Consider the following 25,190-nt stretch of genomic DNA (forward strand, 5'->3'; position numbering starts at 1 on the left):
GGGACAACAACCGCGACAAGGCCACCCTCCGCGACGACCACGGCCGCACCATCGACACCAAGTCCTGGGGCAACCACCACCACCGCCGCTAACCCCACCGCCGGCTCCCCTGCTCTCCGCTCGTCCACGGCGGAGGGGACCGGCCGACCCTCCTGAGATCGCGTGCGCCGGGCAGCCTGAGCCGCCCGGCGCACGCTGCCCGGCTCAGGCTGCAGACCCTCGGCATCAGGAAAGGCCCGGAGGAAGACGCCTCCGGGCCTCTTGACGTTTCGGCTCAAGTCGGGGGCTACGTAGGCACGTACGGGCGACGGGCTGCTCGACCATGCTCGTGCACGGAGAGGGCCAAGGCCTCCTGCGGCCGCGCGCGTCGTCATGGTGACCACAGGGTCTAGGATCGCGAGCTACTTTGATCGCTCTGACGCGGAAGGGCCTTTGAATGACCAACTGGAGCAAGCGGATAGCCACCCTGTTGGCGGCGACCACCGTGATGGTCGGGGTCTCCCTCGGAACTGGTGCGGGCACCGCAGCCGCAGCCCCCCGGCTCACCTACCAGTCGAGCTGGTATCAGTCGGGGAAATCGGTGGTCGTCTACCTCTATGCCGACGGCGACTACGCCGGGTACGTGAACTGGAACGCGGACCCGGTCGGGATCGACCCCGGAGACGCACTGCGGGCAAACGACGACGCGGCCGACGGGTGGGGCGTCAAGGGGACCGTCTCGGCGCCGGGATGGCTGATCCGCGAGGCCTCCACGCAGGGACACCCGTCCCCCTACACAACCCCGTGGCAGACCGGCAACCTCGACGAAGACAACCAGTACACACTCGACGTGTGCCTGGCCAAGGGCTCGGAGCGGGTTTGCCTCTATGGCTACTTCCGCGTCAAGTCGTAGGCGGATCTCCCACCCCAGGTGGCGGGGAGCAGAGACTTCTGCTGCGACCACCAGAAGCTGACCTCACCTTTCGCCGCGTGGACGCGGGTGTCAATGTCGCACTCGGTCATGGCCAAAGCGAGGTTGATGGGAAGCAGAGATGACGACTCATCAGCACTCAAGTCACCCGCTGAAGCCTCCGCCGGCCACCCCTCCCACCGAGGTCAGCGCGTCCGTCGTACGTCTCACCCGTCCAGGAAGCGGTTCGACCCAATCGCTCCCTGGACGGGTTGCCGAGCCATGACGAGAGTCCAGGAATCGGCCGACCTCTGACTTCGATCTTGTGACGGTCGCAGTCGACGGAATCAGGGGTGACGATGGTGGTCGAGGAGAATGCGGGAATGAGTGAGCAGGTTCCCACCATGACTCCGGCGCTGGTGTTCGATCAGGAGCGCCTACCCGTGCTCGTCGGCGACTCGGTGATGACCGAGCGCTTCACGGTGGGGGGCGCCGGCGTCGTCGTAGGCCCGGTCGGAATGGTGATCATCGCGGAAGCGAGTGACGTACCCGTCAGGAGCGGTGTGTGGAACGCCGAGGAGGTCCGTCTGATCGGGCCCGCACCGGCACAGGTCACGGAGCGACTGATGGGGTGGGGTGGGGACGAAGGCCCGTTGCCGATCCACATCGCGGTCCGCGTCGAAGGTGAGGTTATGTACCTGGGCGCCGCCCAAGTGAGCCAGGCCGGCACCTCCGATGGCGTTCTCACCAACTGTGAACTGCGCTTTGAAGCACCCTTGAGCAGAGAAGTCCTCAACCTAGTGCGCCCACCACGTCCACCTGAGAACTCGCCTGGCTTGGAGTGGCTGCGGAATGTGAACGGTGACCGTGCGGCAGCTCTGGAGCAGTTCGTCACCGGCTGGTACCCCAACGCCGGCGCCGCCGAATCGCCTGTCAGCGACTCTGCGTCACGCCTTCCCAGAGGACTAAGGCAGCTGTACCGGCTCGCGCAGCAGCGGCCGGGTGCCCTCGGAATCCAGAACAGGATCCTGCCCGAGCCAGACCTGCACACCGACCACCTCGGGGAGATGCTCGTCTTCGGCGTCGAGAACCAAGGAGGCTTCTTCTGGTCATTCCTGTGGACGCTCGAGGCACCTGAAGCCGATCCGACTGTCTGGTTCCGTGAATTCGACGAGAAGCCGATCGCCGAACAGGAATCGCTCAGTGGCTTCCTGATCCAGTTCTCCCTCTTCGAGGCCTCCATGGGCGCCGACTACCTCGCCCTGTCCTGGAAACTCACGGCACCACAGGTCGAACAACTCACCGAAGCGCTGCACCTTGTGCCCCTGCGACCCTTCCGGCCTGGGGCACCCACTCACTTCTACGTGGCTCCCGGCCTCGTCGTGCGCGTCAGCAGCCGGGACGGCGAAGCATTCGATGTCTGGGCCGGCGCCACCCATCGAAGTGCCCTGGACCCACTGGCCGGCCTCCCTGTCAACTGGCACCGCTTCGATGGCTGATTGCCCCGGCTGTCTGAGGACACTCGGCCGCTGCACCGGCCGCCGAAAGCGCCCTGGCCCAGTTCGGCGCTGTCCTCACCCCCGCCCGCGCTTGCGCCCACAAGGACGCCGTCTGGAACCGGCAGCCGGCCAATGAGGTCGGTGCCCGCCTCCTGGCCGAGATCAGTGACGACCGGACCCGCTTCCCTACCACGGGCAGACTCACGGCAGCGGAGCATCTCGGACTGACGGCCCGTCGCCTGGGCGGGAGCCGGCAGGTCGTCGGCCCGGAGCCTGCAGCGGTCAGCCGGCCTTGCCGGGCGCTTCGATCCGCGCGCGGGTGCTGGCGAGGCAATGGGAGTCGGTACCGGTTTCGATGATGGTGCCGTTGAAGATCAGGGGTCGACGATGGCCGTGCGAAGGCCGAGGGTCGGTGAAGGTCTTGTTCCAGTCAACTGGGGCTGGCATTTGTTCGTTGCGGCGCATCCGCCCTGCGGCCTGCTGTCATCCGGAGATCAATTCGGCTGTCGGAATCGTACGGATGCCCGATCATGGAGCGATGAGCAAGACGTCATCCCGGCAGGGCCTGGATCTGGATGCACTGTCGGCCCTTTGGGAGCAGCGATGGCCCGCTCTGCCGGAAGGTCGTCAGATGCGGCATGTCCACCCCGATCGTTGGGTGCGCTTCCATAGCCTCCCCGGGTCAAAGCGGTACCCCGAAAGCGACGACGAGTACGCAATCATGCTTGATCGTCATCACACCGTGTTGAACGAGCTGGGGCCGAGCAACACCGAGCTGTATGTGGTTACCCGGGAATGGAACGAAGATGCCGAACCGATCGCGCGCATGCCTCAACTGCGTCAGGTCGACCCGGACGCCAGGCACTGGAGTAGCCATGTCCACGACGATGAATTCCCGGATGACATCATCTACAAGCACGAATACGTCAGCGTCCGCCCCCGTACCAAGCAGGCGCTGGACCCTCTGCTGAGGCTGGTCGCCGATGAGGTGATCGCGGGAGTCACGCTGGCACCGCTTGACCTTCGCTGGCTGTACCACCCCTATAACGGAGGTGGCGATGTATTCGCCCCCAGCGCCAGCGTCACAGTCCTCAAGGCAGCACATCCCGACTGGCTCTCCACCCATCCGAGCGGCATGTAATGCTGCCTATTCGGCGTAGGGCCAGAGCGGACACCGAGGCATGTGGGGCGATCATTTCCCCCGCGCCAAGCTCGAAGCCATCAGGGCCGCTTGGAGGGCCGATCAACCATCCGAGGCGGCTTGAGAACAGCCGAACCTGCCGAATGTCGGCGCCACCTCGCACAGGTTCGCCGGAACATGTGCGCTTTGCCGAGGGACTCGTTGGAGGCGATGGTGACGCTGCTCCTTGTCCTCGCGCCAGTCAGCACTTGGAAGAGAAGCTGGGCTCCGTGGCGGTCGAGCTCCACGTAGCCGAACGCGTGTCGGCGTACTCATGAATGTGCTCAAGGACGTACGGGCGGATGTGCTCGGCAGGATGGCAGGGTGACCGCCCGGCTCAAGGGGGTGCCGTGCCACGATGGCCTTGTGAGCATTCCTAGTCCTTCAGCGCGTCGTCGCATGCTGATCGAGGCGGTGCTCGTCGTCGCGGCGGATGCGTCGGCTCAGGTGGCATGGCTGGAGCGGTACGACGTGCCGCCGGACGAGATCGCCTTGGGCTTCGACGACGCCTTCCGGCTCGCCGGGCAACTGATCGAGGAGGGGCAGCTCAGTCCGGCGGTGCTGCCTCGTCTGCGGATGATCGACGAGGTGTTCAGCGAGATCGGCCTGGGCTCGGGGGCAGATCGATGGACGAAGGCGGCAATGTCTACCGACGTGGGATGGGATCGTGCCCGGCAGCTGGCGCAAGAAGTCCTCGCTGCGGAAGGTGAGGGGGGCGCACCGCTGCCGGACATCTGCATCATTCGATGAGTGCTTGGGCCACCTGCAGATCTCAGGCCGCGGTCTCGCGCTCGAGTGCGGAGAAGCCGTCGGTCGGCAGCACGCAGCGGCGCTTGGCGAAGGCACGCCGGTAGGCGGGCTTCTCGTAGACGGTCTCGACCCGTGCGTTGATCACCCGGGATCCGGCCTTCGCCAATATTCGGCACCAGACCCCCTTGAGTGCCCGCCGTTCACGGCGAACCTCGTCACCTTCACCCTGCGCGGTGCGCTCGGGAACCGCGTAGACCTCGCCGTCGACCCGACGTTCCAGCTGGGCTCGAGTGTTTCGTCGGGGCGCCAGCCCGCGACCTGAAAGAGCCGGTCAGATCCTCAGAACTGCGGGTGGAGGTGTAGCGGCCGCAGATACCGCTTGTGTGCCACGGACCCCCGCAGGCTGGGGTGCCATCGCGGCCGGACCGCAGCTACCGCCCGCCGGGGGTGTTGCCGCTCGGCCATCGGCATCGACCAGGAATGGCGCGTCCTCCTCGATGCCAAAGCCGTTCCCCGCGGCCTGTCGGCGGCCACCATCGAGATACGCCAGGACGAGGACCCCCTGGCCATCGCGGACCTCGCAAACGAACTCCTCGCCCTCTGGGACCGGCCCCCGATCATCCGGACCGTCGTCGAAGGCGACCTCGGTCCCGTGGCGTAGGCGGAGGAGTCGCAGGGGCCGACGCTGCCTCGGCAGACCGGGCCGTCCGGCCGGACGGGCTTTCAAGGCGGGCAAGCGATGTATCGAAACCGGGTACTTGGCGGCCGACGAGTATGGGGGCGTACGCGGCCCCGGCGATCCCCCGGCTGCACTCTGGCCGCAGTTCGCGACCCCAGGGCCGCCCACCTCCGGACAAGCGCTCTCTCGCCCGTCCAGCCATTCAGCGAAACGGCTCTGACCTGGTGATTTCTTGGGATTCACCTAGGCTCGAGAGCTCTGCAGGATACTGGCCGGAGGGGACATTGTGAGTGAGGAAACCACCAGATACGACGCCAGCCACATCCAGGTGCTGGAGGGGTGGGAAGCTGTCCGGAAGCGGCCCGGGATGTACATCGGCTCGACGGGTGAACGCGGCCTGCAGCACATGGTGTTCGAGGTCGCCAACCGGGCGGTGAACGAGGTCCTGGCAGGGCGTGCCAGCACCGTCGAGGTCACTCTCACGCCCGACGGCGGCGTGCGTGTCGCCGACGACGGGCCGGGAGTTCCCTTCGGCGAGGCGGGGGGCACCGGTGGTCCGGGGCTCGAAGCCCTGCTGACCAGCATGCAGACTGGGGCGGGACCCGGCGGCCGCCACGATGCGGAGCTCGGCTTCTGCGGCATGGGACCCTTCGTCGTCAACGCCCTGTCGCGCCGGATGACGGCCGAGGTGCGGCGCGAGGGAATCCGCTGGGTCCAGGCGTACGCGCGCGGCGTGGCGATCACCCCGCCAAGTGAGGCGGGAATGGCGACCGGCAGCGGGACGGTCATTGCTTTCTGGCCCGACCCCGACATCTTCGAAACTGTGGAGTGCCCGTTCGGCGCACTGGCGGAGCGCTTCAGGGAGCTGGCCCTTCTGAACCGGTCCTTGGAAATCTCGCTGACCGACCGGCGCCGGCCGGACGAGTCCCGGTCGGTCCGGTTCCGGTTCCCGGGTGGGGCGCGGGACTTCGTCACCCTGCTCGACGCCCGGACGACGGCGCCCGCTCCCACGGAGACCATCGCCTTCGAGTTCGAGGACCCGCGGATGGCAGGGGAGGTGGAGGTGGCTTTCCGCTGGAGCGACTCCCGTGAGGAGCGGGTCCGTAGCTTCGCCAACAGCCGGCCCACCATAGGCGGCTCGCACGAGCAGGGTTTCCGTGACGGCGTGGCAGCCGCGATCAACACGTATGCGCGTAAGCAGCTGCTGCTGACAGCAACAGACCCCGACCTCGGCGCCGAACGGATCGGCGAGGGCCTGACAGCGGTCGTGTCGGTGAAGCTGGACCATCCTGAATTCGAGGGCTCCACCCGCGGCGTGTTGGGCAACCCATCAGTGCGGACCTGCGTCGGAGAGGCCGTCCAGGAACATCTCGGGACGTGGCTGGAGGGGCACCCGGAGCAGGCCTCGGCCGTCGTGGGTCGAATCCAGGGCGCTCGCCAGGACTGAACGACAACAGACCATCGCCGGTCCTGGGAACGGGACCGGCGAGGCGGTCGTCGACAGGACACCCTCACGGCGGCCCAGCGGCTGACGGTGCTCCAGTCCGTGGGGGTGGGCAACACCCTGCTCAGGCGCAAGAGCAGCAGTAGCAGTAACACATCAGCGCGCCGTAACGGCCAACCTCGAAGGAGTACTCCATGCCGGCCGGGACGTACATCCAGTCCCCGGCGGTGAGCTCATAGCCGTTGTAGACGATCGACCCACCCGCGATGAACCGGATGCCGGCACCGCCGTTGTGCGCGTGAGGGGACGCCTTCGCGCCCGGCTCGGCCACCGTGATGTAGAGCTGGGACTCACAGGCCATGTACACCGGAAGCTGCCACTTACGGAATCCAGGCGGAACATTGTCGACCTCGAGAATCTTCAGCGCCTTGTCGACCCCCTCATCCTTCGACGTGATGATGCGGTTCTCGACGTCGAGTCCGCTCTCGCGAACCGCGTCCTTGATGCGCTCCACCCCCTGCTCGAACGTGAGCCTGTTGGGATCGAAGGTCTGCTTCGCCATGGGCTTCTTCTTCCTGAGCGAACGTCACCATCCGGCCCGTGCGGCCGGTCGAAGGAGTGGGTATCCCGTCTGCTCCGGGGCCCACGGCGGCAGGCGAAGTTTCACTGCGACAGCGTCATCAAGACAGCCGTCTGGTCCAGACGGTGTCCTCGCGTACGGTCGCAGTGAACAGAGGGGCGCGGTTTAGCCGTCGAAATAGCATTCGTAGGCCGGATCGCCACGCATGGCCCCAGGTCCGGGGACAGCCTCACGGGCTTGGGTGGGCATCGGATCCAGCGGAGGACGTAACACTCGGCTGCCGACCGGGTGACGGTCGCCGCGACCGGTGGCATCCAGCACGACGACGGCAGACCTGACGGCCACGGAGCCCGTCACCGTCAGGTGGCGGGCTCCTTCATGGCAGGAGCTGGGTCCTGGTGTGGTTGCGAGCGGGTGGCTACTCGGCTGTCGGCTCGACGTAGGTGCTGTCGAACCAGCTGATGAAGTCGCGGACCGTGCCGATCTTGGCGACCCGGGCATGCAGGGCCTTCTGGTCGTGTCCGGCCAGGAACCAGCCGCCTGCGACCGGCTCTCCGCAATCGCAGCCGCAGAGTCGGCTGTCGTGCGGGGCGTCGAAGTACGTGATCGGATTGCGGGTCGGCTCTACGGGGGGCGTCTCGCCGACGTAGGCATCGTAGACCTCGTCCCCCGACTCGAGGAATCGGCCCTCGATCGCCTTACGTCCTCCGGTCACCGGAACCAGCTTGTCGATCCGGATGGCCATGCGCACTTCGCCTTCGCAGGAGAGCAGCGCGTATTGCTCCTTCTCCGCCCGCTCACCGAGGACCCAGCAGCCCCGGTTGGCGCAGTAGAGCCCTTGGGCCTGGGCATTTGATCACGGTCGCCTGGCACAGGCGTTCAGTCCGAACGCCCCCGCAGGCTTCCCCGAGCTGCGCTTCGCCGTGCTGCCCTCGATTCCGATCGCCCGCTGCGCGCACCAGGTCAACGCAGCGCGTGTCCCCGGACAATGCCCGGTCAGCCGGTGAAGGACTCGGGGCCGAAGCGCCCCCACACCACGAAGGCCGCCAGGACGAGGTAAACCAGGTCCACCAGCATGAACTTGATCTCGTGACGCCGTATGCGGGTGATCGCCGCGCCGGTCATCATCAGCACCAGGCCGAGGGCCGCCAGCGGGACCAGGACCGGTGCCACGCCGAGGACGGCGGGCAGGATCAGGCCCACCGCGGCCAGCACCTCGAGGGCTCCGATGGTCTTGATGCCGCCGCCGCCGAAGTCCTCGGTCCAGCGGGCGCTGGCGCCGCTGGCGGCGATCTTCTCCTTCGGCACGATCACCTTGAAGGCACCGCCGAACAGATAGGCGGCGGCGAGCAGTCCGGTGATGATCCACAGGGCGAGGTTCATGGGATGTGTCCTTCGTAGGGTGTCGGCACGGGGAGCCGGGGCCGGGCCGGGCAGTCGCGTGGCGGGCGGTCGGTCAGCCGTGCTGACCGGGCCGGTAGTCGCCTGCGGGCTGCTGGATCATGACGTTGCCGCGGTTGAAGGCGTTGATGATGGCGATCTGAGCCACCAGGTCGGCGAGCTGGTCGTCGTCGTAGTGCTTGGCCGCATTCGCCCAGACCGCGTCCGAGACCCCGCCGGCCGCATCGGCGATGCGGGTGCCCTCTTCGGTCAGCTCCAGGGCGGCGCGTTCGGCGTCGGTGAACACCGTGGCCTCGCGCCAGGCCACGACCAGGTTGAGACGTACCGCGCTCTCCCCGGCGTGCGCGGCGTCCTTGGTGTGCATGTCGATGCATCCGGCGCAGCCGTTGATCTGGCTGGCGCGGAGCATCACCAGCTCCCGGGTGGAAGCCGGAACCGTCGACTCCTTGAGCGCCCTGCCGGCGGCAACGATGTGCTTCATGGCCTTGGCGGCGACGGGGCTGTTCATGAAGTTCAGTCGAGCGTTCATCGTGCACTCCTTGTTGCTGCTGTTCGCTGTTGCCCTCTAAGACAGGGCACTGCGGCGGCCTGTGACAGAGGCTGATGTGACGTGCGTCTCTCCGTCGTACGGCGACGGCCCGCCGACGGCCGACCGGCACCCCTCGGATACCCTCTGGGCGTCCTGTGGATCTTGGAGAGAGCAGACGGGCGGCGCGCTCGGACTGAGCACCGCCGTAAGCGAGTTGGGGAGGGATCCCATGTCGGGAGCAACGGATATGACGGACGAGGCCGGCTACCGACCGCTGATGTTCTCCATCGCCTACGGGATGACCGGGTCGGTGGGCGACGCCGAGGACCTCGTCCAGGACGCCTTCCTCGGACTGACCCGGGCGCGACAGGCGGGTACCGCGATCTCCGCACCGAAGGCATACCTGACCACGGCTGTGACGCGGTTGGGGATCAACCACCTGAGCTCGGCACGGGTACGGAGAGAGACGTACGTGGGGAACTGGCTGCCCGAACCGGTCGTCGTGACCAACGACCGGCCGGGGCCGGTCGAGCACGCGGAGCTGGCCGACTCGCTGTCCATGGCCTTCCTGGTACTGCTGGAGGCCCTCTCCCCGGTGGAGCGGGCGGTGTTCATGCTGCGCGAGGTGTTCGGGTACGACTACCCGGACGTGGCGAGGACCACCGGAAAGACCGAGGCGAACTGCCGCCAGATCTTCGCCCGCGCCAAGAAGCGCATCGCCGCGGCTGGGCCGGACACGGACAGCGCGATGCCCCCCGCCCACCGGGCCGAAGGCGAGAAACTCGCCCGCAAGTTCTTCGAGGCAGCCGAGGGCGGCGACCTGGACGCGCTGCTCGGCATGCTCGCGCCCGATGTCGTGTACTACGGGGACGGCGGCGGCAAGGCGCGTGCGACCAGGAATCCGGTGGCGGACCCGCAGCGCGTCGGGCAGCTGCTCGTCGGCGGGTTCCGCCGGGTCCGGAACCTCGGCGCCGACCTCCGTCCGGCCTGGGTCAACAGCCGCCCGGGCGCCGTGACGTACGACTCCGAAGGCCGGGTGGTCAACGTGGTCGAGCTCGACATCGTCGACGGTGTGATTCGGGCGATCCACACCGTGTCCAACCCCGACAAGCTCGGCCACCTCGGACCGGTGTCCGGCATGGCATTGCTGTCGGAGTAGCGGTTCACCCTTCGCCACTCAGAACGTGCGAGGCGACGAGCAAGGGCGAAGGACAGGAAAGAAGCGTGGCCCGCCTCTCCCCGCTCAAGGATCGGTACATCAACCACCTGGACCGCAATCTGTTCAACATCAAGGCCGGCGGCCCCGGTCAGGGCTTGCGCCCCTTCCAGGCCCCGGAAGCCGTCGAGGACGAAGAGGATCGACGGCGGCACACCCGGCCCGCTGAGCCACTCGCTTCACCCCGTGGAGGCCAGGCGCCCGACGCTCCGGGGCCGAGGCGGAGGAACGCCGAGCTGGGCTCAGCACTGGCTCGACGACTTCGCGGAGCCCTAAAGGGCACGTTCCTGTACGGGATCCCGGGATTCCGGGTGATCTGGATCATCGGCCGGGGCGGCGGCACGCAGCGCCGCCTCGACCCGGCGGTTGCTGGTCATGGTCGCTGTGACGGCGGTCATGGTGAGGAGGAGGCCGGCGGCGGTGTAGAGCGGGGTGCGTACGTCGTAGGTGGTGGCCAGCCAGCCGCCGAGGAAGGCGCCGAACGGGGCGGCGCACATGGCGAGCATGCGGGAGGTGGAGGCGACCCGTCCCATCAGGTGGGCGGGGACGATCGCCTGTCGGAGGGAGGGGCCGAGCACCATCGTGGCGCCCATGCCCGCTCCGCAGACGGCGAGCGCGAGGCCGGCGGCGTACGGGTTCGGGGCAGCGGCAAGGCCCAGGATGGCGAGTCCCTCGACTGCGGCCGTGCAGGTCAGCGCGGTGCCGGTGCCGAGTCGTCGGCCGAGGAAGGAGGCGATGCCCGCGCCGAGCAGACCGCCGGTGGCCTCCGCCGTGAGGAGCAGGCCGAAGCCGAAGGTGTCGATGCCGAGACGGTCGTGCGCGAAGAGGGCCAGCACGGTCTCCACGGCGAGGAAGGCAATGTTCCCGACCGCAGGACGCAGCGCGAGCCCGAGCAGCAACTGATCCCGGAATACGTACGAGGCGCCGGCCCGCGCCTGCCGCAGCAGCGACTCACTGGCCTGCGGTACGGGCCGGGGTGCGGCAGGCAGCGATCGTACGAGCAGTGCGGAGAGCGCGAAGGAGACCGCGTCGGCGAGCAGCGGAACCGCCCGCCCGAGCGCGAGCAGGGCACTGCCGGCGGGCGGTCCGGCGAAGCCGGACGCGGCGGTCTGGGTGCCGCGCAGGCGGGAGTTGGCGCGCTCCAGGAACGCGGGGTCGCGGCCGAGCAGATCCGGCAGATAGGCCGTGGCGGCCGTGTCGAAGAAGAGTCCGCCGAGGCCGAGCAGGAAGGCGACGGTCGCGAGCAGTGGAATGCTCAGCACGTCGAGCGCGGCCGCTGCCGCCGGTATCGCGAGGAGCACCGCACGCGCCGCGTCCGTCACCCACATCGTGCGCCGACGGTCCCAGCGGTCCACCAGCGCACCGCCGAGCACCCCGAAGAGCAGCCAGGGCAGCGTTCCGGCGGCCGTGACGACGGCGAGCGCCATCGGATCCCGGGTCAACGTCAACGCGAGCAGCGGCAGCGCGGCATGCGTCACCCCGTCACCGAGCGAGGACACCGTCTGCGCAGTCCACAGCCGTCCGAAGCCGGTCGGCAACTTCCTTGTCTCTGAGTTCACTTGGAACCGCCCTCTGCCTGCTCGCCCCGTGCCGGGTGGAACAGCGCGAAGACGAGTGACGCGTCCGGCAGCGACGGATCGGACAGCTCCCGGTACTCGTCGGCCAGTGCCTGCAGCCGCGCTCCCAGCTCCGCGAACTGCTCCTCGGTGAGCCTCAGATGCGCCATCCGCACGTGCCGCTCGCCATCCACCGGCGCCGCTTCCAGATCCGCCACCGCATGCCGCATCAGCACATCCGGCCCTCCCTCGCCCGGATCCGGCAGCACGATCGACCGCGCGGCCATCGCGTAGTACCGCTCGGTGACGCCCCGGACCTTGCGTGTTCGTACCACCGCCACCAGGCCGGCCCGCTCCAGCAGCCTTACGTGGTAGCTGGAACTCCCCTTCGCGAGGCCCACGCGCTCGGCGATCTGCGTAATCGTCGCGGGCTCGAAGCGGAGCACGGCCATGATCCGGTGACGCGTGAGATTGGAGACGGCGCGTAGCTGCTCGTCAGTGGTGACGTGGAACGTCTCGGGAAGATCATCGGTAGGCATGAGACCCAATGGTCAACACTTCTTGACCATTAGGCAAGGGAGTTTCGTTGACGCGTCCGGAAATCGGCTGTTCCCGGAGCCGTGAGGGCCTACAAATCCCTTCAAATACCTAGGCCGTTCAAGAACCTCAGACCGCCGTCTCCTGACGTGATCCGGGGCCGTGACGACCACTCAGGAGCCAGCAGACGGCACGGACGCACTCGTGGCCGAACCGTTCGTGCGCACCGAGATCAAAACCGGGTGCGCCCGGGTGTCGACCGGCGGACAGAAGCTGGAGCGGCAGCTCGTCGCGCTCACCGCTGCCAGGGGGCCGGGTCGGGGGCCGGAAGATCTTCACGGACATGAAGTCCGGCAAGGACGCACTGTGCCCCGAACTCATGGCGTGCCACGCCTTCCTCGACCCGGGCCGCACCCTCGTGGTCCCTCGCTCGACCGCCACGGCCGCAGCCTCAGGGACCTCACCAACGGTCAGGGCCGTGAAGTCTTCGAGCGCGCAGTCGCCGACCCCGATGTCCTGGCAGAACTGCCCATCGTTCAAGCCTCCGCGGCCGACGGCGTCGACCTGGAGGGTGAGGACATGCTGGGCGTCGCCTGGAAAGCACACATCTCGGCGACCGGTGATCAGCTCCCCGCGAGCCCACCCACCATCCGCTACCCGGAGCTGGACCCCACCTGGAACTTCGATTTCGACGACCACAACGAAATGACTCGCCGACTGCCCCGCCTGGCAGCTCTCTATCTGGAGTAAGCGGGAGCTCTCAGTCACAAGGCGAGGTCAAACAGCGGAGGGGAGACTCCCGAACATCACTGTCCGTCACACCACGTCAGGCCATGGACTTGCCCTTGACGGTACTCGTCGGAGGGCATCGAGTCCCATTCAGTACTCGCGCCGTCGCGCGTCACCATGAACAGCGGACGCGAGCGGAGAACATGCCCGACCAGTTGCCCGCGCATGAGGACTCCGGGGTCATCCGGTCCTGCGTAGCCCTCGGGCGTGTAGCGAAAGTGCACGTCCATCGCCTCGGCGTACGCGATTGCATCGCTTTCCAGCTCGGACATGTCTCTCCCGACCAGCGGGAGTCCGTCGAACGCGACCTGGGGACCCTGCGCGGCGTCGGCAGCGATGCAGAACAGCCCCACGGCTTGGCTCACATAGGCCGTGACTGCAGGCGGAGAAGGAGCCACCCCGCGACGGTGGACTTCGATCTTCCATGTCGGCGAGAAGATCGCGTGGTCCCGTACACAATCGCTGACCTCCGTCTGGCCGAGATTCACAGCCGCCTCGACCACTTCGTCGACGGTCATACCGAACCGGAGCGGTCCTACGCCGACTGCCGGCGAATAGGACCACTCATCCCGTTCCGCGACTCCGACATCGGCTCCGGTCTCGAACGCCACGGTCTCTCCACTCGGTACACCTGAGAACTTGCCGCCGCCCATCATGCCGATCACCAACCAGCGGACTGCGGGGTGCCGCCGAGCTCGCGCAGATCACTCAGCGCAAGCCCCATCTGGGCTCGGCCGAGAAAACGCGACACCTGAACATGCGAGCTCTTGCCCAGCCGGCCAGCGACTCTTCGGATCGGTGCCCATGCGGCTGGATCGTCGACCGTGCGACTGAGGTCGGTCATCTGCAATCGCTCCAGCCAGTCCGACAGGATCGTCGCTTCGTCGCGGAGCTTCAAGACAGGCACGGCTTACGTGGACGGCTCGGCGGCCGCCTCAGATTGGCTTGCGCCACACCGAGATGTGCTTCGCGGAGTCCTGGGTGAACGGCGCCCCGTTCCAGTCCGCGACGCGACGTTCCAACTCGAGCCCAGCGAGCCGTGCCATCAGGTCGAGCTCTGCCGGCCAGGCGTAGCGGTGCCGGGAGTTGTCGCGGCGGTAGCGGCCGTCGTCGCCGTCGCGGGTGAAATGGTGCGAGACGAGAATCTGCTCGACGAGGTCGAAGGTGTCGAAGCCGAGATGCTGATCAGAGACGTCGAACGGCACCGCAACCTGGCCGGGCGGCAGGAACCGCAGCGGCGGCACGCCCAGCTCGATGACGAATCGGCCGCCGGGCTCCAGATGCCGTGCGGCGTTGCGGAAGCACTCGACCTGCTCGTCCTGCGTGAGCAGGTTCGTGATGGTGTTGTAGACGAGATAGACCAGGGTGAACTCGCCGGGAACGACGGTGGTGGCCATGTCCCCGATGACTACCGGGAGCGTGTCCTCGTCGACCTTGCGCCGCAGCACCGCTGCCATGTGCTCGGACAGTTCGATGCCCACCACCGGCACGCCGTGTTCCCGGAGCGGGACGCCCACTCGTCCGGTCCCGATGGCGAACTCCAGTGCCCGGCCGTCTCCGGCGAGCTCGGCGAGAAAGGCGAGAGTCGGTCCGAGAACGGCGGCCGAGGACGCCTCGGCCTCCTCGTCGTCGTAGCGGTCGGCGGTCGCACGGGTCCACAGCTCACTGCTCGTCACGGGCGGCCACTTTGCCGGGCTCCGAGGGGCGCTGTCGACGCATTTACCGTCCACCGGCTCCGATCGCACGGCTCGGGGCGGGCCGGTACAGACACTTCAGGGCACCCAGCACCCCCGGATCATCAGCCTCGGAGTGATCCAACCACCTTCAAGTGCGATGACCGCTCATAGCTTCGCAAAGGGCGGGGTGTCGTCCATGACCTGCAACAACTTCCGAGCAGGTGTCGCCTCCTCCGGCCGAACGGAGTCGGCGACGCGCTCGATGACTGACCGGCCTGCGTCCACGGCTGTCCTGGCGGCTGCCTCCCAGCCAGGTTGCAGCGGGTAGTTCGCGTCGTGCTTGCCGCCCCTGGCCGCTGCCGCCGCGGAGTGCCACTGGGTGGTCCGGTAGATGTTTACCAGCAGGGCCAACAACTCGGCCTTGCATGTCACGTGCGGGGCCCCGGCCAGTTCGAGGAGGAACGGGACCGTGGGGGCGGTTGCCTCGCCGACGACGAACCCCAGCGCACAGATGGCATCGCCCAGTTCGTCGATGGCGATGCGAGCCGTGCCCTCATCCCCGTGGGCAGCTGCAGCGCTCAGCGTGCTCCTGGCCCGAGCGCGCGCCCGACGCAGGACCCCGTGCGCGGTGGCGCGCACGGGGTTGGCAGGTCAGCGCACCCTCCCCCGCGGCTTCAGTGGAGTCGCGGGCAGTGCCGGGGCGGGAAGCGGAGCGCCGTCGTAGCCCTTCACCTCGCCGAACCCGGTGCCGGTCATCCACTCCTCGCGTGCCTCTTCGATTTCCTGCTGCGAGCGGCCGATCCAGTTCCAGAACATGACGATCTCCTCCTCGAACGGCTCGCCTCCCAGGAGCATCAGGCCGGCGTCCGAGGCCGCGCGCAGGGGGAGTTCCGTGCGGCCGCAGCCGAGGTAGAGCATCGACCCGGGGAGGACCGGGACGCCGTCGACGTGGGCCTCGCCCGACATCGACAGGACCGCGTACTCGAAGTCCGGCTCCAGCGGGAGGTTCGTCTCCATGCCCGCCGCCAGGGCGAGGTCGGCGCCGATCAGGGGGCTGTAGGTGGTGCCGGGGGACTCCGCGCCGTCGAGTTCGCCCATGATCACCGTGGCCGTCAGGCCGGGGGCGGTGACCTGCGGGAGGGTCGCGTGGTGCTGGAAGTGGGGCTCGACGTGACGGTGGGCGTCCGGGAGCGCCACCCACAGCTGTGCGCCGTGCAGGAAGCGGGCATGGGGCCTGGGGCTCTCCTCGGAGTGGGAGATCGCCCGGCCGGACGTCATCAGGCCCAGCTCGCGCGGGCGGATCGTCTCGAGGCTGCCCGTGCTGTCGCGGTGCAGGACCTCGCCCTCATGGAGCCAGCTCACGGTCTGGAGCCCCATGTGCGGGTGCGGCGGGACCTGCATTCCGGGCTCGTCGGCGATGTCGTCGGGACCGTAGTGATCGACGAACGCCCAGGCGCCGACCATGCGGCGGCCGAGGTTCGGGAGCAGGCGGCGGACCTCGGTCGACTCGCCGAGCTGGACGTGGCGGGGGCTGAGGAGTTCCCGCACCGGCTCGGCGACGACGAAGCCGCGGCCGCCGCAGACGCTGAGGGCGGCCTGACGATCAAGATTGCTCATGACGCTCAACCTATTCCTGTCCGGGGACGACGTGGGCGTGTCCCCACGCGGAAATTCGTAGTGGAATCCTCAACCACTCTCTGGTGTTGACGACGGTGTCGCCCCACCGGGTGGCAGGCTAGGGATCCCACGAGGGAGTGCAAGTGAACGACACGTACTACGAGTTCGGAACAGCCGGTGAGCGCTGGGACCGCGCCCAGCTGTTCTTCGAGGCGAAGGAGTACCAGACGGCCGCCCGCATCCTGCGCGGCCTGGTCGCCGAGCACCCCGAGCAGACCGCCCAGCGCCTGCTGCTCGCCCGCGCCTACTACCACTCCGCTCAGCTGTCCCGCGCCGAGACCGAGCTGCGCGCCGTGCTCGACCGGGACCCGGTGGAGCACTACGCCCGGCTCATGCTCGGCCGCACCCTGGAGCGCCAGGGGCGGGCCGCGGAGGCCGCGCCGCACCTGCGGCTCGCCGCCGCGATGACCGGGGAGCAGCTCGACTGAGCAGCCCGAAGCCGCTCCTCGGGGCACCGCGGTCTGCGCGCACCGGCCCGCCGAGGCCGTGGCCTGCGCGAGGAGCCGGAGGCGGTTCGGTAAGGTCTTCGCGGGAGGTTCGAGCCGTGCGTACGGGACGAGTGGGACACAGCAACACGAGAGCGGGCGGCGCCCTGGCGCAGCTGCTGCTCGTCGTGGTGCTCGCCCTCGGTGTCTTCGTGATGCACGCCGTGGGCCACCCCGAGAGCCCGTCGGACGCCGCGGCGGACGGCATGACGCATGTCTCCGCCGCCCCGCACCAGATGGACGACGAGGCGCCCGCCTCCTCCTCCCACGATCCCGGCATGGGTATGGACATGACCACGCTCTGCGTGGCGGTCCTCGGTATCTGGGCGCTGGCACGGTTCGTCCTTGCCGCGCTCGGACGCCGCCCCGACTGGCTGGTCGGGCTGCTCGGCCGACTGACCCACGCGCCGGGGCCGAACGCCCCGCCGCGCATACCTCCCGACCTCGCTCAGCTGTCCGTTCTGCGGATTTAGGCCGAACCGCCACCGCGGGCACCTTGTGCTGCCCGCAGAAGCGTCCGTTCAGCCCTTTCCGCACGTACGCGTCGCTCGCGTACGCGGTACGACAGCACACGAGGTGTGACACACATGCGTGCCTTCATCAACCCCACCAGCAGGAAGCTCGCGCTCGCCGGCGCCTTCGCCGCCGCGGCGCTCCTGCTCTCCGCCTGCGGCTCCGACAGCGGCTCCGACAGCGGCTCCGACAGCGGCTCCACGAGCGGGATGAACCACGGCGGGAAGACCGGCGCGTCCGCCGCCGCCACTCCCACCGCCTCCGCCCCCGCCCTCGTCGGCGCCCCCGGCGCCTTCAACGACGCGGACGTCGCGTTCGCGCAGGCGATGATCCCGCACCACGAGCAGGCCCTCGAGATGGCGAAGCTCGCCGACGGGCGGGCCGAGGACGCCGGCGTCAAGAAGATCGTCGCCGATGTCGAGAAGGCCCAGGATCCCGAGATCCAGAAGATGAAGTCCTGGCTCAAGGGCTGGGGCAAGCCCGAGTCCGCAGGTCAGAGCGGTCACGGCGGCGCCCACGGCGGCCACGGCATGGCCGGGATGATGTCCGAGCAGGACATGAAGGACCTGGAGTCCCTCAAGGGTGAGGCCTTCGACCGGAAGTTCGCCGAGCTGATGATCGCCCACCACGAAGGGGCGGTCGAGATGGCCAGGGCCGAGCAGAAGGACGGCGGCAACGAAACGGCGAAGAAGCTCGCCGACGACGTGGTGCGGACCCAGTCCGCCGAGATCACGGAGCTGCGGAAGATCCTCGGCCGCCTCTGACGGTCCCGTACCTGCGGCCCTCCCTTGCCGGAGGGCCGCAGGTACCTCAGCGGTCGGCGGCCGTGCGGACGATCTCGCCGCCCACCACGACGGTCTCGGCCACCGTTCCCGGAATCCGTTCCGGGTCGGTGCGGAGGATGTCGCGGGAGAGGACCACGAAGTCGGCGAGCTTGCCGACGCTCAGCGAACCCCGCTCCTCTTCGAGGAAGTTGGCGTACGCCGAACCCATGGTGTAGCCCTCGATCGCGGTGGCGACGTCGATCGTCTCCTCCGGGGTCCAGGGCTCGCCGCCGCCGTGGAGCGGGCGGCGGGTGACAGCCGTGTAGATGCCCACCATGGGGTCCATCTCGGCGACGTTCCAGTCGCTGGAGAGGGCGAGAACGGCTCCGGCGGCGTGCAGGCTACGGAGGGGCCAGGCCTTGTGCCAGCGGTCGGGGCCGATGTTCTCCGCCCAGTCCTGGCCGGGTCCCGCGATGTCGGGGGCCGCGTGCCGGGGCTGCATACAGGCGACGACGCCCAGTTGGGCGAAGCGCGGAGTGTCGGCGGGGTCGAGGCACTCGACGTGGACGACCTGATGGCGCGCGTCGCGTGGCCCGTTGGCGGCGCGGGCGCGGGCGACGGCGTCGAGGACCGTACGGATGCCGCGATCGCCGGTGGCGTGCACGAAGCACTGGAAGCCGCGCGCGTCGAGTCCGGTGAGCAGGTCGGCGAACTCCTCCGGTGGGTAGAAAGTGTCGCCGCGATGGTGTCCGCACCCGGCGTACGGTTCCAGGAGAGCGGCCGTACGGGGCTCGACGACGTCGTCGATGTACAGCTTGAGGGGTCCGACCCGGAACCGGTCGTCGTCGAACTTCCGTGCGGCGGCGGCGAATTCGTCGAGGTCGGCCTCGGTCGTACCGCGCGGGTGGAAGAGGGCGGCGACGATCCGGGAACGGAGCCGGCCCTCGGCGCGGGCCCGCTCGAAGAGGGCCAGGTCGTCGAGGGAGTTCTGGGGTTCGACGACGGTGGTGATGCCGTAGCCGATGGCATCGTCGAGGCTCTTGGCGAGCCGACCGTACTGGCGGTCGGGCGCGGCCCACGGCACGCCGAGCTCGCGCAGGGCGCGGTGGCCCGCGCGGGAGAGCCCCTTGACCGCGAAGTCCTTGACGAATCCGGTGGGTTCGCCGGTCTCGGGGTCCGTCACGGCGGTGCCGAAGGGCACGTCGACATGGTCCCGGTCGATGCCGAGGCGGTGCAGGGCGGCGGTGTTGAGCCAGGCGGTGTGCACGTCGTAGCTGAGGACGAGCGCCGGGGTGTCGCCGGTGACCGGGTCGAGGTCGGCGGCGGTCGGCATCCGCCCGCCGGGGATCGCCGAGTAGTCGAAGGCCTCGGCCTCGATCCACGGGGCGTCGGGGTGGGCGGTGTGCCAGGTCCGGATCCGCTCATGGATCTCGTCGAGGGTACGGGCGCCGGCGAGCTGGACGCAGGCGTCGTCGGAGCCGAGGCGTACGTGGTTGTGGGCGTCGATGAACCCGGGCAGGACGAGCCGGCCCCCCGCGTCGATGATCCGGGTGTCGGGTCCGGCCCAGACCGCGGCGTCGGCGTCCGCGCCGAGCCAGACGATCCGTCCGTCGCGCACGGCGAGCGCCTCGGCCTCCGGCAGGGCGGGGTCGACGGTGTGGATCCGGGCCCGGGTGAGGACCAGATCGGCGGGGGTGGTGCTGTTCATTCGGGCGGACTCCAGCTTCTTTCAGGGGTGTTACGGCCGTGCGGGGGTGACGCTGCGGCGGGCGAGGAGGACGTAGACGATCGCGGAGACGGCCGCGCCGAGGAGGGTGAGGTCGGCGCCGCCGAGTGGGGCGACGAGCGGTCCGGTCCAGAGCTCGGAGTCGCAGGTGAGGGCGGCGAAGAGCATTCCGACGAGCAGGGCGACGATCCCGGCCGGGTGCCAGCCGGAGCGGTACCAGTAGCCGCCGCCCGGTCCCGCGTGCAGGGCGTCGGAGTCGTAGGCGCAGCGGCGCAGGACCATGTCGGCGAGGAAGACGCCGCCCCAGGGGGCGAAGACGATGATCAGGAGGGAGAGGAAGGCGAGGAGCGAGGTGGTGAAGTCGGTGAGGAAGAGTGCGCCGAGCGAGCCGAGGGCGGTGACGGCGGCGCTGATCACGATGGCGCGGGCGCGACTCCACGGGATGCCGAGGACCTGGAGGTTCAGGCTCGACGAGTAGAGCGTGATGATCGAGTTGGTGACCGAGCCGCCGAGGATCAGGGCGAGGAAGAGGGGCTGGAACCAGCCGGGGAGCAGCCCTTCGGCGCCGGCGACCGCGTCCGTCATGTCCGCCTGGGTCGCGGCGGCGACCCCGGCGACGCCCAGGGCGACGGAGGAGAGGAAGCCGCCGAGCGCGCCGCTCCAGGTGAGGGCCTTGAGCGAGGTGGTGCGGGGCAGGTAGCGGGTGTAGTCGGCGGGCATCGGGAGGTACGAGAAGGGGCCCGCGAGCATGACGACGAAGGCGAGGCTCCAGCCGGCCGCGCCGGGTCCCGCGGCCGGTGCGGCGGTGTCGGCGCCGGGGAGCACGAAGACCAGCAGACCGGCGAAGCCGAGCGCGAGGGCGTAGGCCATCCAGCGTTCGGCGAACTGGACGGTCGCGTGGCCCCACAGGGCGACGGCGAAGGTCAGGGCGAGGGTGACGAACAGGGCGAGGGCGCGTGAGGCGTGGCCGGCGCTCCAGCCGAGGTCGGCGAAGAGGGCGTCGAGGGCGTCGAGGGCGAGGGTGCCGACGACCGTGTTGACGATGGTGTAGCCGATGCTGACGACCCAGTTGAGCAGCCCGGCGGGCCAGTTGCCGCGGACGCCGAAGGCGGCTCTGGATATGACGAGGGTGGCGGTGCCGGTGCGGACGCCGCTCAGTCCGGCGGCGCCGATGACGAAGAAGGAGAGTCCGCCGATGACGACGACCGCGGTGGCCTGCCAGAAGGAGAGGCCGAAGGCGACGGCGAGAGCGCCGTTGATCACGTAGGTGAACGTGAGGTTGGAGCCGAACCAGAGCCAGAAGACGTCCTTGGCGCTGCCGTGACGTTCGGCGTCGGGGATGGGGTCGATGCCGTGGCCCTCGACCCGGAAGACCTGGTCGCGACCGACGTCCGCCGCTGTCTCCATCTGCACCATGCGCACTCCCAGACTTTGAATGCCGTTCTAGAACTTAGAATGGCATTCAAGATGTGGGAGAGGGGTCCGCCGCGTCAAGACCTTCCGGGCCCCCGGTTAAAGTCGTGACCATCGGGTCAGGGGTGACGGAGGCGGAGCGGGTGGCAGGGGCAGCGCGGCGACGCGATGGGCACATCGCCCAGGAACGGATGCTCGAGGAGGCCATGGCGGCCATTGCCGAGGGCGGCCTCGCCTCGCTGACCATGTCGGCGCTGGCCGAACGCCTGGGGACCAGCGGCGGCCACATCCTGTACTACTTCGGCAGCAAGGATCTGCTCCTGCTCGCCGTGCTGCGCTGGAGCGAGGCAGCCCTCGCCGAGGAGCGCCGGGCGCTGCTGGCGCGACGGCTGGCGGCGGAGCGCAAGCTCGACCTCTTCCTGCGGCTCTACCTCCCGCACGGCCCGCGCGATCCGCGCTGGACGCTCTGGATCGAGCTCTGGCCCCGCACCCCGGGGAACGAAGCCCTGCGCGAGGCCCAGCGGGAGCTGGACCGCGGCTGGCAGGAGGATCTGGAGACGCTGCTCGCCAAGGGCGTGGCCCAGTCCCGGTTCGCGCCGATGGACGCGGCCGACGTCACGGCCCGCGCCTCCGAACTCCTGGCACTCCTCGACGGCCTGAGCACCCGCGTGGTCCTCGGCCAGGAATCCGGACCGGACGCGCGCCCTGCGCTCCAGGCGGCCCGCGCGGCGGCGGACCGGCTGATCCCGAGGGCTTGAGGCGGGGGCGCTCGACGGTTCTTCGGCTTCGTCGGCGCGGCGGCGGGGCAGCTCGGCGGGCCGGCAGGGCCGCGCGAGGCAGCCGGACGGGCCGCTAGGGGCGGCGCGAGGCAGCCGGGCCGCCGGGCGGACAACCTCGTCAGTCGGCCGGCGGGGCCTCCCACGGCAAGGGCTCGACGGTGGCGAACGGCCACTCCAGGGCGTCGGGATGGCGCCGGGACTGCTCGGCGTTCCAGCGGATCTGCTCGGTGTGCAGTGCGGGGCGCGAGAGCCGGGCGAGCGACGGGTACGAGGCCGCGAGGGCCTGGGCGAGCTCCAGCGTGGCCTCCGCGTCGGACGCGGCCTCCCCGGGGCGCTCGTGCGGGATGCCGTACCAGGTGGTGACGGTCCGCAGGGAGCGGGAGCCGGCGCGGTAGCGGTCGGCGTGGCGGTCCAGGACCAGGGGATCGCAGACGGGCGCCACTCCGTGGGGCAGCCGGTCGGTCAACGTGGGCACGCCGTGACGTAGCAGCTCGGTGTGGAGCATGGTCAGGACGTACGGGGCGAACCAGACGACCAGGATCTCGTTCGACGCCAGGTGGTCGGCGAGCAGGGTGGCCACCTCGTCCAGGGCTCGGGCGGCGGGCACCCCCTCCGCCCGGGCACGCTCCGGAGTGACTCCACGGATCTTGTCCGGCGCCGAATATTGGACATTGGATCCAGGATCCATGATCCAATCTCCGATCGCGCCGTCACTGCCCCGGACCGCCGCGGCAAGGATCCGGTCGACGGCCGCCCTGTTGCCGGTGGTCGCGATGTCCAGCGCCAGGAGATGTCGCCGGTGCCAGCCCGGCAGATCCTGCCGGGCCGGCGGCGCGGGCTCAGGTACGTGCCCGGGGTGGAAGACCTCCCAGCCGCCGGTCGGGCCGTGCCGGAGCACTCCGGCCCCGGCCGGCACGACCGCCCCGCAGACGGCGCAGGGCCCGTCGTAGTCGTTGGTGAGGTCCGGGGCCCCGGGGGTCATGACTCCCCCGCACCGTCCCGGTACGCCTCCAGGAGCCGCAGCCACGCCTCGCTCAGCGTCGGGTACGCGGGGACGGCGTGCCAGAGCCGCTCGATCGGCACCTCGCCCGCGACGGCGACGGTCGCCGAGTGGAGCAGTTCGCCGATGCCCGGACCCACGAAGGTGACCCCGAGGACGGTCTCGCGGTCCAGGTCGACGACCATGCGCGCGTGGCCGCGGTATCCGTCCGCGTACAGGCCCGCGCCGGCCACGCCCGAGAGGTCCAGGTCGACGGCGCGGACGCGGTGTCCGGCGCGTTCGGCCTCGGCGAGGGAGAGTCCGACCGACGCGCCCTCGGGGTCGGTGAAGACCACCTGCGGCACGGCCGCGTGGTCGGCGGTGGCCGTGTGCGCGCCCCAGCGCTCGGTCTCCGAAACCTCGGCGCCGGCCGCCCGGGCGGCGATCGCGGCCCCGGCGATCCGGGCCTGGTACTTGCCCTGATGGGTCATCAGGACGCGGTGGTTGACGTCCCCGACGGCGTACAGCCAGTCGCTGCCGGTGACACGGAGGGTGTCGTCGACGGGCAGCCAGGAGCCCGGTTCCAGGCCGACGGTCTCCAGGCCGATGTCGTCGGTGCGCGGGCTGCGGCCGGTGGCGAAGAGGACCTCGTCGCCCTCGACCCGGTCGCCGCCCTCCAGGACCACGGTGACCGGCCCCGTACCCCCGTCACGTACGACAGCCGCGACGTCGACGCCGGTTCGGATGTCCGCGCCGCGCTCGGTGAGGGCGTCGGCGATGTGTTCGCCGACGAACGGCTCCATCCGGGACAGCAGCCCCTTGCCTCGCACGAGGACCGTGACGTGGGAGCCGAGGGCCTGCCAGGCGGTCGCCATCTCGGCGGCGACCACTCCCCCGCCGACCACGATCAGCCGGCCCGGGACATGGTGGGAGCTGGTGGCCTCGCGGCTGGTCCAGGGCCTGGCCCCGGTCAGGCCGGGCAGATCGGGCAGTGCGGCGCGGGTTCCGGTGCAGACGGCGACGGCGTGCCGGGCGGTGAGGAGGTGGTGCTCGCCCTCGGGTCCCTCGACGGCGACCTTGCGGGTGCCGCGCAGTCGGCCGTGGCCGCGGTAGAGGCGGGCGCCGGTGGAGTCGAGCCAGCGGACGGCACCGTCGTCCTTCCAGTCGGAGACGTAGTAGTCGCGGTGGGCGAGCACGGCCGCCGCGTCCAGCGGTCCCTGGACCAACTGGCGCAGCCCCGGCACCATGCGGGCGTCGGAGCGGGCGATGGCCGGGCGCAGCAGCGTCTTGCTGGGCATGCACGCCCAGTACGAGCACTCGCCGCCGACCAGTTCGCTCTCCACGACCCCCACGCTCAGTCCGGCCGCCCGGGCCCGGTCCACGACGTTCTCGCCGACCGGTCCCGCACCCAGGACCACCACGTCGTACTCGTGCTCCACCTCATGTGTCATGGGCCCCAGTCTGGTGGCAGGTGTGCGCCGCGGCCACAGGGGAAGGCGCGGCCGTGCACGCTCGGAACGAGAGCCGTGCCCGCGCCGAACAGCGCGGAACCGCGTGGAATAGCGCGACTCGATACACCGTTGTGCGGGGCGAGTCCCCAGGGGACCGTGAGGGACACCCGCCAGGAGACCCGGAGAGGTAGAAAGCATGAGCACTGTTGAGCTCACCAAGGAAAACTTCGACCAGATCGTGAGTGACAACGACTTCGTTCTGATCGACTTCTGGGCTTCCTGGTGCGGTCCGTGCCGGCAGTTCGCACCGGTCTTCGAGGCGGCGTCCGAGCGTCATGAGGACCTCGTCTTCGCCAAGGTCGACACCGAGGCGCAGCAGGAGCTGGCCGCCGCGTTCGAGATCCGCTCGATCCCGACGCTGATGATCGTGCGCGACAACGTGGCCGTGTTCGCACAGCCCGGCGCTCTGCCGGAGGCCGCCCTGGAGGACGTGATCGGTCAGGCGCGCAAGCTCGACATGGACGAGGTGCGCAAGTCCATCGAGGACGCAAAGCAGCAGCAGTAGGAGCGAGCCGGAGGGGGGGGGCCGGGTGTCCCCGAAACCCCCCCCCGCCATACCCCGGCCACCCGGCGGGGCCAGACCGTCGCCCCGGGGGCACCCCCCCCCGCCCCGCCCCC

The 25,190-nt window shown here is 69.5% G+C and carries 29 protein-coding genes and 1 pseudogene; 13 read left to right on the forward strand and 17 right to left on the reverse strand.

Going from position 1 to position 25,190, the window contains the following annotated elements; all coding sequences use genetic code 11:
- Window positions 1-436: 436 nt before the first annotated feature.
- On the forward strand, window positions 437-892 hold the full coding sequence (locus ACFC0D_RS33755; RefSeq protein ID WP_376444468.1) for a hypothetical protein: 456 nt from the start codon (window positions 437-439) through the stop codon (window positions 890-892).
- Between the two features lie 350 nt (window positions 893-1,242).
- Window positions 1,243-2,388, forward strand: coding sequence for a hypothetical protein (locus ACFC0D_RS33760; RefSeq protein ID WP_376444471.1), 1,146 nt, complete (start codon window positions 1,243-1,245; stop codon window positions 2,386-2,388).
- 282 nt (window positions 2,389-2,670) lie between these two features.
- Here the strand turns inward: ACFC0D_RS33760 and ACFC0D_RS33765 are convergent.
- Window positions 2,671-2,817 (reverse strand): annotated as a pseudogene (locus tag ACFC0D_RS33765) (AAA family ATPase); the annotation flags it as partial.
- Window positions 2,818-2,926: 109 nt separating this feature from the next.
- On the opposite strand from ACFC0D_RS33765, the gene ACFC0D_RS33770 reads away from it, so the two are divergent.
- Complete coding sequence (locus ACFC0D_RS33770; RefSeq protein ID WP_376444474.1) at window positions 2,927-3,529, forward strand: hypothetical protein; 603 nt, start codon at window positions 2,927-2,929, stop codon at window positions 3,527-3,529.
- Window positions 3,530-3,967: 438 nt separating this feature from the next.
- On the forward strand, window positions 3,968-4,318 hold the full coding sequence (locus tag ACFC0D_RS33775; RefSeq protein WP_376444477.1) for a hypothetical protein: 351 nt from the start codon (window positions 3,968-3,970) through the stop codon (window positions 4,316-4,318).
- A 22-nt stretch (window positions 4,319-4,340) separates the two neighbouring features.
- Here ACFC0D_RS33775 and ACFC0D_RS33780 read toward each other — a convergent pair whose 3' ends face one another.
- Window positions 4,341-4,484 (reverse strand): SOS response-associated peptidase family protein, encoded by a 144-nt coding sequence (locus tag ACFC0D_RS33780; protein WP_376444480.1) that lies wholly within the window; start codon window positions 4,482-4,484, stop codon window positions 4,341-4,343.
- Between the two features lie 213 nt (window positions 4,485-4,697).
- Here ACFC0D_RS33780 and ACFC0D_RS33785 point away from each other — a divergent pair, with 213 nt between their 5' ends.
- Together ACFC0D_RS33785 and ACFC0D_RS33790 are read left to right on the forward strand one after the other, a co-directional pair.
- Complete coding sequence (locus ACFC0D_RS33785; protein WP_376444483.1) at window positions 4,698-4,979, forward strand: hypothetical protein; 282 nt, start codon at window positions 4,698-4,700, stop codon at window positions 4,977-4,979.
- Between the two features lie 304 nt (window positions 4,980-5,283).
- On the forward strand, window positions 5,284-6,444 hold the full coding sequence (locus ACFC0D_RS33790) for a DNA gyrase subunit B (RefSeq protein WP_376444486.1): 1,161 nt from the start codon (window positions 5,284-5,286) through the stop codon (window positions 6,442-6,444).
- A 121-nt stretch (window positions 6,445-6,565) separates the two neighbouring features.
- On the opposite strand, the gene ACFC0D_RS33795 is transcribed toward ACFC0D_RS33790, so the two are convergent.
- The 4 genes from ACFC0D_RS33795 to ACFC0D_RS33810 form a co-directional block, all read right to left on the reverse strand.
- On the reverse strand, window positions 6,566-7,003 hold the full coding sequence (locus ACFC0D_RS33795) for a cupin domain-containing protein (RefSeq protein WP_376444492.1): 438 nt from the start codon (window positions 7,001-7,003) through the stop codon (window positions 6,566-6,568).
- Between the two features lie 436 nt (window positions 7,004-7,439).
- Window positions 7,440-7,766, reverse strand: a complete 327-nt coding sequence (locus ACFC0D_RS33800) for a hypothetical protein (protein ID WP_376444494.1) — start codon at window positions 7,764-7,766, stop codon at window positions 7,440-7,442.
- Window positions 7,767-8,017: 251 nt separating this feature from the next.
- Window positions 8,018-8,404, reverse strand: coding sequence for a DoxX family protein (locus ACFC0D_RS33805; RefSeq protein WP_376444497.1), 387 nt, complete (start codon window positions 8,402-8,404; stop codon window positions 8,018-8,020).
- Window positions 8,405-8,477: 73 nt separating this feature from the next.
- A complete protein-coding gene (locus ACFC0D_RS33810; protein ID WP_376444500.1) occupies window positions 8,478-8,951 on the reverse strand; it encodes a carboxymuconolactone decarboxylase family protein in 474 nt (157 codons plus the stop codon).
- A gap of 229 nt (window positions 8,952-9,180) precedes the next feature.
- Between ACFC0D_RS33810 and sigJ the strand changes: the two genes are divergently transcribed.
- Window positions 9,181-10,110, forward strand: coding sequence for an RNA polymerase sigma factor SigJ (gene sigJ / locus ACFC0D_RS33815; protein WP_376444503.1), 930 nt, complete (start codon window positions 9,181-9,183; stop codon window positions 10,108-10,110).
- Window positions 10,111-10,439: 329 nt separating this feature from the next.
- On the opposite strand, the gene ACFC0D_RS33820 is transcribed toward sigJ, so the two are convergent.
- Together ACFC0D_RS33820 and ACFC0D_RS33825 are read right to left on the reverse strand one after the other, a co-directional pair.
- A complete protein-coding gene (locus ACFC0D_RS33820; RefSeq protein WP_376444505.1) occupies window positions 10,440-11,726 on the reverse strand; it encodes an MFS transporter in 1,287 nt (428 codons plus the stop codon).
- A complete protein-coding gene (locus tag ACFC0D_RS33825) occupies window positions 11,723-12,262 on the reverse strand; it encodes an ArsR/SmtB family transcription factor (RefSeq protein ID WP_376444508.1) in 540 nt (179 codons plus the stop codon). The genes ACFC0D_RS33820 and ACFC0D_RS33825 overlap by 4 nt, the downstream gene beginning before the upstream one ends.
- A gap of 202 nt (window positions 12,263-12,464) precedes the next feature.
- Between ACFC0D_RS33825 and ACFC0D_RS33830 the strand changes: the two genes are divergently transcribed.
- On the forward strand, window positions 12,465-13,010 hold the full coding sequence (locus tag ACFC0D_RS33830) for a DUF4240 domain-containing protein (protein ID WP_376444512.1): 546 nt from the start codon (window positions 12,465-12,467) through the stop codon (window positions 13,008-13,010).
- 56 nt (window positions 13,011-13,066) lie between these two features.
- Here ACFC0D_RS33830 and ACFC0D_RS33835 read toward each other — a convergent pair whose 3' ends face one another.
- The 5 genes from ACFC0D_RS33835 to ACFC0D_RS33855 all read right to left on the reverse strand — a co-directional run bounded on the left by ACFC0D_RS33835 (window position 13,067) and on the right by ACFC0D_RS33855 (window position 16,342).
- Window positions 13,067-13,660, reverse strand: a complete 594-nt coding sequence (locus ACFC0D_RS33835; RefSeq protein WP_376444515.1) for a hypothetical protein — start codon at window positions 13,658-13,660, stop codon at window positions 13,067-13,069.
- A 50-nt stretch (window positions 13,661-13,710) separates the two neighbouring features.
- Window positions 13,711-13,956, reverse strand: coding sequence for a hypothetical protein (locus ACFC0D_RS33840; RefSeq protein WP_376444518.1), 246 nt, complete (start codon window positions 13,954-13,956; stop codon window positions 13,711-13,713).
- Between the two features lie 28 nt (window positions 13,957-13,984).
- Window positions 13,985-14,725, reverse strand: coding sequence for a class I SAM-dependent DNA methyltransferase (locus tag ACFC0D_RS33845; RefSeq protein ID WP_376444521.1), 741 nt, complete (start codon window positions 14,723-14,725; stop codon window positions 13,985-13,987).
- A gap of 165 nt (window positions 14,726-14,890) precedes the next feature.
- The gene (locus ACFC0D_RS33850) at window positions 14,891-15,364 is read right to left on the reverse strand and encodes a hypothetical protein (RefSeq protein WP_376444524.1); all 474 of its coding nucleotides are present in this window, start codon (window positions 15,362-15,364) and stop codon (window positions 14,891-14,893) included.
- A 12-nt stretch (window positions 15,365-15,376) separates the two neighbouring features.
- Entirely contained in the window at window positions 15,377-16,342 is a 966-nt protein-coding gene (locus ACFC0D_RS33855; RefSeq protein WP_376444527.1) for a pirin family protein, read from the reverse strand.
- 143 nt (window positions 16,343-16,485) lie between these two features.
- Here ACFC0D_RS33855 and ACFC0D_RS33860 point away from each other — a divergent pair, with 143 nt between their 5' ends.
- From ACFC0D_RS33860 to ACFC0D_RS33870, 3 genes are all read left to right on the forward strand, one after another.
- Window positions 16,486-16,830: a tetratricopeptide repeat protein gene (locus tag ACFC0D_RS33860; protein ID WP_376444529.1), complete on the forward strand. Its 345-nt coding sequence runs from the start codon at window positions 16,486-16,488 to the stop codon at window positions 16,828-16,830.
- 116 nt (window positions 16,831-16,946) lie between these two features.
- Window positions 16,947-17,360 (forward strand): DUF6153 family protein, encoded by a 414-nt coding sequence (locus ACFC0D_RS33865; protein ID WP_376444532.1) that lies wholly within the window; start codon window positions 16,947-16,949, stop codon window positions 17,358-17,360.
- Window positions 17,361-17,474: 114 nt separating this feature from the next.
- Complete coding sequence (locus tag ACFC0D_RS33870; protein WP_376444535.1) at window positions 17,475-18,164, forward strand: DUF305 domain-containing protein; 690 nt, start codon at window positions 17,475-17,477, stop codon at window positions 18,162-18,164.
- Between the two features lie 46 nt (window positions 18,165-18,210).
- Here ACFC0D_RS33870 and ACFC0D_RS33875 read toward each other — a convergent pair whose 3' ends face one another.
- Both ACFC0D_RS33875 and ACFC0D_RS33880 read right to left on the reverse strand, forming a co-directional pair.
- The gene (locus ACFC0D_RS33875; RefSeq protein ID WP_376444538.1) at window positions 18,211-19,872 is read right to left on the reverse strand and encodes an amidohydrolase; all 1,662 of its coding nucleotides are present in this window, start codon (window positions 19,870-19,872) and stop codon (window positions 18,211-18,213) included.
- A gap of 30 nt (window positions 19,873-19,902) precedes the next feature.
- Window positions 19,903-21,306, reverse strand: coding sequence for a purine-cytosine permease family protein (locus ACFC0D_RS33880; RefSeq protein ID WP_376444540.1), 1,404 nt, complete (start codon window positions 21,304-21,306; stop codon window positions 19,903-19,905).
- Between the two features lie 140 nt (window positions 21,307-21,446).
- Here ACFC0D_RS33880 and ACFC0D_RS33885 point away from each other — a divergent pair, with 140 nt between their 5' ends.
- Window positions 21,447-22,061, forward strand: coding sequence for a TetR/AcrR family transcriptional regulator (locus tag ACFC0D_RS33885; RefSeq protein ID WP_376444550.1), 615 nt, complete (start codon window positions 21,447-21,449; stop codon window positions 22,059-22,061).
- Between the two features lie 139 nt (window positions 22,062-22,200).
- On the opposite strand, the gene ACFC0D_RS33890 is transcribed toward ACFC0D_RS33885, so the two are convergent.
- Both ACFC0D_RS33890 and ACFC0D_RS33895 read right to left on the reverse strand, forming a co-directional pair.
- Complete coding sequence (locus ACFC0D_RS33890; RefSeq protein WP_376444543.1) at window positions 22,201-23,064, reverse strand: 3'-5' exonuclease; 864 nt, start codon at window positions 23,062-23,064, stop codon at window positions 22,201-22,203.
- A complete protein-coding gene (locus ACFC0D_RS33895; RefSeq protein WP_376444546.1) occupies window positions 23,061-24,512 on the reverse strand; it encodes a dihydrolipoyl dehydrogenase family protein in 1,452 nt (483 codons plus the stop codon). The genes ACFC0D_RS33890 and ACFC0D_RS33895 overlap by 4 nt, the downstream gene beginning before the upstream one ends.
- 196 nt (window positions 24,513-24,708) lie before the next feature.
- Here ACFC0D_RS33895 and trxA point away from each other — a divergent pair, with 196 nt between their 5' ends.
- Window positions 24,709-25,077, forward strand: coding sequence for a thioredoxin (gene trxA / locus ACFC0D_RS33900; RefSeq protein ID WP_329113148.1), 369 nt, complete (start codon window positions 24,709-24,711; stop codon window positions 25,075-25,077).
- Window positions 25,078-25,190: the final 113 nt, after the last annotated feature.

It is taken from the genome of Streptomyces sp. NPDC056222 (assembly GCF_042264065.1).
Classification (GTDB): Bacteria; Actinomycetota; Actinomycetes; order Streptomycetales; family Streptomycetaceae; genus Streptomyces.